The organism is Arthrobacter sp. Y3223164 (assembly GCF_059091005.1).
Map to the genome: position 1 here is coordinate 1 of NZ_JBNHGF010000209.1, position 4975 is coordinate 4975.

The window sequence follows — 4975 nt, forward strand, 5'->3', positions numbered from 1 at the left end:
GTTAAGACGTGTGATCTTACGATCTAGGCGTGCGGGAGCCGGAGCGCCCAGGACAGCGCACCGCCGGACAGCCGTGAATGGCCGCCGAGGAGCACGTTGTCCAGCACCGTTTGGTCCAACTGCAGCGCGGGATGCTGGAACGTGCGGGCCAGCCCCATCCGCGCCAGGGCAGACGGCGCACGGGAGAGGACGTCCGCGCCGTCGATGCCGATGAACCCCGACGACGGCTTGTAGTGTCCGCTGACGCAGTTGAACAGGGACGTCTTGCCGGCGCCGTTGGGGCCAATGAGCCCGAAGACCGTCGACGGTTCCACCTCGAAGGAAACAGAATCCAGCACCGTGATGCCGCCAAAGTGCAGAGAAACATCCTCGACGGTCAGCCGGGCCGTCATGGCCGCACACTCTCTGCCATACGCCACATGGATTCAACGCTTCCTGGAGGCGGGAGACTGCTCATTCCGGCGCCGTGGGCCGGCTGGTGCTAACAAGAATGTTGACATTGAAGCTAACGATGTGATCTATCTCATGTCAAGGCGGTGATGGGAACGTTATGGCCGCCGTCGTCAGGCAGGGGAAACAACAGGCGTTCGACGGCTGCACGGCTGCACCGCGGAAAGGCGGACACGATGTCTGGCTCCATCCCGTATCTCTTCAGGGGACACCGCCATGCTCCCGAGGAGCGCGGCGGCCGTCCGCCGCAGCCGCGGACCGAACATCTGCCCGGCATGGTCATCGAGCGGGACGTCGCCGTGGCCGCGTCGTCCGGCGCGGTGATCCGCGTGGATGTCTACCGGCCCGACGGCGCGGTGCCCGCCGCTCCGCTGGTCAGCTGGTCGCCGTACGGTAAGCACATCACCGAGCAGCTGGGCGTGGTCCGCCCCACCAGCGGGGTGCTGGCCGGTTACACCAGCGGGCTGACGACCTTCGAGGCGCCGGACCCCGCCTACTGGGTGCCGCACGGCTACGCGGTCGTCGTGGCCGACATCCCGGGCACCTGGTACTCGGAGGGCGCGGCAACCTACTGCTCTCCGGAGGAAGCCAGAGACTTCTACGACCTGATCGAGTGGGCCGGCGGGCAGGAATGGAGCAGCGGCAAGGTCGGACTGTCCGGCGTCTCCTACCTGACCGTCTCCCAGTGGCGCGTGGCCGAGCTGGACCCGCCGCACCTGGCCGCAATCAACCCCTGGGAAGGCTGGACCGACACCTATCGGGAAGTCGCGCGGCACGGCGGCATCCCGGAAACGTGGTTCTGGCCCTACATCTGGGAACGCTGGGGCTACGCCACCGGCCCCATCGAAGACCTGGAAGCCGAAACGGCCGCGCATCCGTTCTACGACGCCTTTTGGGAGTCCAAGAGCGCCGAATTGGAGAAGGTCACCGTCCCGGCGTTCGTCGTCGCCAGCTGGTCGGACCAGGGGCTGCACACGCGGGGAACCCTGGAGGGCTTCCGGCGGATCGCCTCCGAGGAGAAATGGCTGTACGTGCACGGCCGGAAGAAGTGGGCCGAGTACTACCGCCCCGGCATGGTGGAGCAGCAGCGGATCTTCTTCGACTACTTCCTCCACGGGCGGGACAGCGGACTGGCGGACTGGCCGCGGGTGCGGCTGGAGGTGCGGGACCGCTTCTACGAGGGGAGCACCTACGCTGCCGCCGATTGGCCGGCGCCGCAGACCCGGTACCGCACCCTTTATCTCGATGCCGCAGCCGGCTCGCTCGCGGACGAGCCGCCCGCCGCAGAAGGGGCCGCCGCCTACGACTCGCTGGGCAGCGGGCTGCGGCCGCACCGGGCGGAATTCAGCCTCGCCTTCCGCGAGGAGACCATGCTCGTGGGCCACGCCAAGGCCGTGCTCTTCCTGTCGGCCCCGGACGCCGAGGATTTGGACGTCTTCGTGGCACTGTTCAAGAAGGACCGGGACGGCACGGTGGTCGGCTTCCCCTACTACGCCATTTTCGACGACGGCCCCGTCGCGGTGGGCTGGCAGCGCGCCTCCCACCGTGAACTCGATCCGGTCCGCTCCACCGGCTACCTCCCGGTGCTGGCCCACCGGCGGGCCCTGCCGCTGCCCCAGGACGGCCCGGTCCGGCTGGAGATCGAGATCCTGCCCTCCGGTACCCGCTTCGAGGCCGGGGACACCCTGGTCCTGGTGGTGCAGGGGTCCGACGTCATGCGCTACCCCAAGCCCGACCTCTACGCCCGGCACGAGGACTCGGTCAACCGCGGGGAGCACCGCATTCACACCGGCGGGCAATCCGCCTCGCACCTGGTGCTCCCAGTGTTCGCCGAAACCCCGGGCTAAACGCAACACGCCGCAGCCCGGGCCGCGCACGGCGGCCAGCCGGCCCGGCCGTGGAACCAGATCACCGAAGGGAACATGACATGCCTGCCGAAAACCTCGAAGATGCCATCCAACGCACCGGCAATCCGGTGGAGCTGCTGCGGAATCTGCCCGCGCTGCCCATCGTCTTTCCGATCCAGCCGGAGTTCACCAACTGGCGGTCGGAGCAGCGGCCTGGGACCAGTCCGTCGCCCTGCTGGACCAGTCCCACCACATGACCGACCTGTACCTTAACGGACCCGACGCCCTGAAGCTGCTCAGCGACCTGGGCGTGAACAAGTTCGCCAACTTCCGGCCGAACACCGCGAAGCAGTTCGTCGCGGTCAACGAGGACGGCCACCTGATCGGTGACGCCATCCTGGCCTGCCTGGCCGAGGGCAGCTTCAACCTGGTGGGCCATCACATGGTCGTGGACTGGGTGGAGTTCCACCTGGGGAAGGGCGGTTACGACGCCGCAGCCGAGCGCGATGGCAACTCCCTGGTCCGGAAGGGCAACCCGAAGATCTACCGGTATGAACTGCAGGGGCCGCAGGCGCTTCCGCTGGTGGAGAAGCTCACCGGTGGGCCGGTTCCCGACGTGAAGTTCTTCCACATGACCGACTTCACGATCGCCGGCTGCCGGGTCCGGGCGATCCGGCACGGCATCGCCGGCCAGGCCGGGTTCGAGATCTTCGGCCCATGGCAGGAGGGCGAGCGCGTCCGCCAGGCCATCCTCGAGGCGGGCGAAGAGCTTGATCTGCGCCAAGTGGGCGCCAAGGCCTACTCCACCTCCCCGCTCGGCTCCGGGTGGGTGCCGACGCCGGTGCCCGCCATTTTCAGCGGAGACCGGCTCGCCGACTACCGGAAGTGGCTGCCGCTGGCGTCCGCCGGGTCCCTCGGCGGAAGCTTCGCCTCCTTAAACATCGAGGATTACTACCTGACGCCCTGGGACCTGAACTACGGCCGCGTGGTCTCCTTCGACCATGACTTCCTGGGCCGCAGCGCCCTGGAGCGGATGCGGGAAAACCCGGCCCGCGAAAAGGTCACGCTGGTCTGGAACAGCGACGACGTGGCCGGCGTGTTCAAGTCGCTCGGCGAGGACGGGCTGCCGGCCAAGTACTTCGATATGCCCAAGGCCCGCTACGCGTTCTACCAGGTGGACCAGGTGCTGGCAGGCGGGGAACCCGCCGGCCTGTCCTTCGACTGCGGCTATGCGGCCAACGAGCAGGCCTTCCTCTCGCTGGCCACCGTGGAGAAGCGGCACAGCGCACCTGCACGGAAGTCACCGTGCTCTGGGGCGAGGAGCCCAATACCCGCAAGCCCCAGGTCGAGCCGCACCGCCAGGTGGAAATCCGGGCGACGGTCGCCCCGGTGCCGTACGCCGACTTCGCGCGGAAGACCTACCGATCCTGACCCCGCGCGCGCCGCGCCGTCGATGATCAACGGACTCGGCGGCGGCAGCAACGTGGCCCGGACGCGCGGCAACCTCTAAAACACGATGGTGCTGTTGCCGTCGCGCAGCACCCGGTCCTCGCAGTGGGCCATCACCGCGCGGGACAGGACGCTGCGTTCCACGTCGGCGCCCAGCCGGGCGAGGTCCTCCGCGGAGTCGCTGTGCGAGACCCTGATGACGTCCTGGTCGATGATCGGCCCCTCGTCCAGGTCTTCCGTGACGTAGTGGGCCGTGGCCCCGATGAGTTTGACGCCGCGTTCCTTGGCCTTGCGGTACGGTGCCGCGCCGATAAAGGCGGGGAGGAACGAGTGGTGGATGTTGATGACCGGGACGCCCACCTCCTCCAGGAAGCCGGGCGAGATGATTTGCATGTACCGGGCCAGGACCACCAGGTCCACGTTGCCCTGAAGCAACTCCAGGTGGCGCCTCTCGGCCGCGGCTTTATCCTCCTTGTCCACCGGCACATGGAAGTAGGGGATCCCGAACTGGCGCACATCGGAGCTGAGATCGGGATGGTTGGAGACGACCATGGCGATGCTCACCGGCAGCTCGCCCCGCCGCTGCCGCCAGAGCAAGTCCAGCACGCAGTGGTCCGACTTGGACACGAAGATCGCCACGCGCTTCTGCCGGCTGACTTCCACCAGCCGCCACGACAGGTCCGGGTCGCCGGACAGTTGCTGCTCCAGGCTGTGCGCCAACTGCTCCACCCGGGCCGTCAGGTGGGGCAGATGGAAAACCGTCCGTTGGAAAAACCGGCCGCCTTCGGGATTGGTCGAGTGCTGATCCAGCGAGACGATGTTGGCGCCGGCCTCGGTCAGCAGGGTGGAAACGCTGGCGACGATGCCCGGCCGGTCGGTGCCCTGGACGATCAACCGCCCCTGGTCTTCTGTCGACGGCGCTCCTGCCGGGGGCTTCTGCGGGTAGGTAGTCATGGCGCCCTGCCTTCCGAGGGCTCGCAGTTTGTTGCGAATAATTTAGCAGGCCCGCGGCCCGGAGGCTCCTGGTGGGAAGGGACCGATGTTGCCACTCCTTTGGCACGCACGGAAAGTGAAACCAGAATTGTTGACGATTCTGGTTCCCGGTGGTTGACTTCCCCTAGGACAACCACCCCGGGAGGACCCTTGAGCGACACCGAGCCGGCCCTGCTGGTGGTCAGCGCGCACGCGGGCGACTTCGTCTGGCGGGCCGGCGGCGCCATCGCCGCCGC

At 67.7% G+C, this 4975-nt stretch carries 5 protein-coding genes; 3 read left to right on the forward strand and 2 right to left on the reverse strand.

The genetic code is table 11. The annotated features are described in order from the left end of the window. Nucleotides 1-23: 23 nt before the first annotated feature. Nucleotides 24-392: an ATP-binding cassette domain-containing protein gene (locus tag AC5RUJ_RS10920; protein WP_494155859.1), complete on the reverse strand. Its 369-nt coding sequence runs from the start codon at nt 390-392 to the stop codon at nt 24-26. Nucleotides 393-626: 234 nt separating this feature from the next. On the opposite strand from AC5RUJ_RS10920, the gene AC5RUJ_RS10925 reads away from it, so the two are divergent. The 3 genes from AC5RUJ_RS10925 (at nt 627) to AC5RUJ_RS10935 (ending at nt 3807) form a co-directional block, all read left to right on the forward strand. Beyond that, the gene (locus tag AC5RUJ_RS10925; protein ID WP_494127836.1) at nt 627-2297 is read left to right on the forward strand and encodes a CocE/NonD family hydrolase; all 1671 of its coding nucleotides are present in this window, start codon (nt 627-629) and stop codon (nt 2295-2297) included. Between the two features lie 80 nt (nt 2298-2377). Next, nucleotides 2378-2554, forward strand: coding sequence for a hypothetical protein (locus AC5RUJ_RS10930; protein WP_494127837.1), 177 nt, complete (start codon nt 2378-2380; stop codon nt 2552-2554). Beyond that, the gene (locus tag AC5RUJ_RS10935; RefSeq protein ID WP_494127838.1) at nt 2551-3807 is read left to right on the forward strand and encodes an aminomethyl transferase family protein; all 1257 of its coding nucleotides are present in this window, start codon (nt 2551-2553) and stop codon (nt 3805-3807) included. The genes AC5RUJ_RS10930 and AC5RUJ_RS10935 overlap by 4 nt, the downstream gene beginning before the upstream one ends. Here the strand turns inward: AC5RUJ_RS10935 and purU are convergent. Next, a complete protein-coding gene (purU, locus tag AC5RUJ_RS10940; RefSeq protein WP_494127839.1) occupies nt 3804-4700 on the reverse strand; it encodes a formyltetrahydrofolate deformylase in 897 nt (298 codons plus the stop codon). The two genes, AC5RUJ_RS10935 and purU, sit on opposite strands and share 4 nt — an antisense overlap. Nucleotides 4701-4975 lie beyond the last annotated feature (275 nt).

Bases quoted from the DNA above. Each gene is read 5' to 3' on its own strand.
- AC5RUJ_RS10920 (WP_494155859.1), bottom strand. From the start codon at position 392: ATGACGGCCCGGCTGACCGTCGAGGATGTTTCTCTGCACTTTGGCGGC.
- AC5RUJ_RS10925 (WP_494127836.1), top strand. From the start codon at position 627: ATGTCTGGCTCCATCCCGTATCTCTTCAGGGGACACCGCCATGCTCCC.
- AC5RUJ_RS10930 (WP_494127837.1), top strand. From the start codon at position 2,378: ATGCCTGCCGAAAACCTCGAAGATGCCATCCAACGCACCGGCAATCCG.
- AC5RUJ_RS10935 (WP_494127838.1), top strand. From the start codon at position 2,551: ATGACCGACCTGTACCTTAACGGACCCGACGCCCTGAAGCTGCTCAGC.
- purU (WP_494127839.1), bottom strand. From the start codon at position 4,700: ATGACTACCTACCCGCAGAAGCCCCCGGCAGGAGCGCCGTCGACAGAA.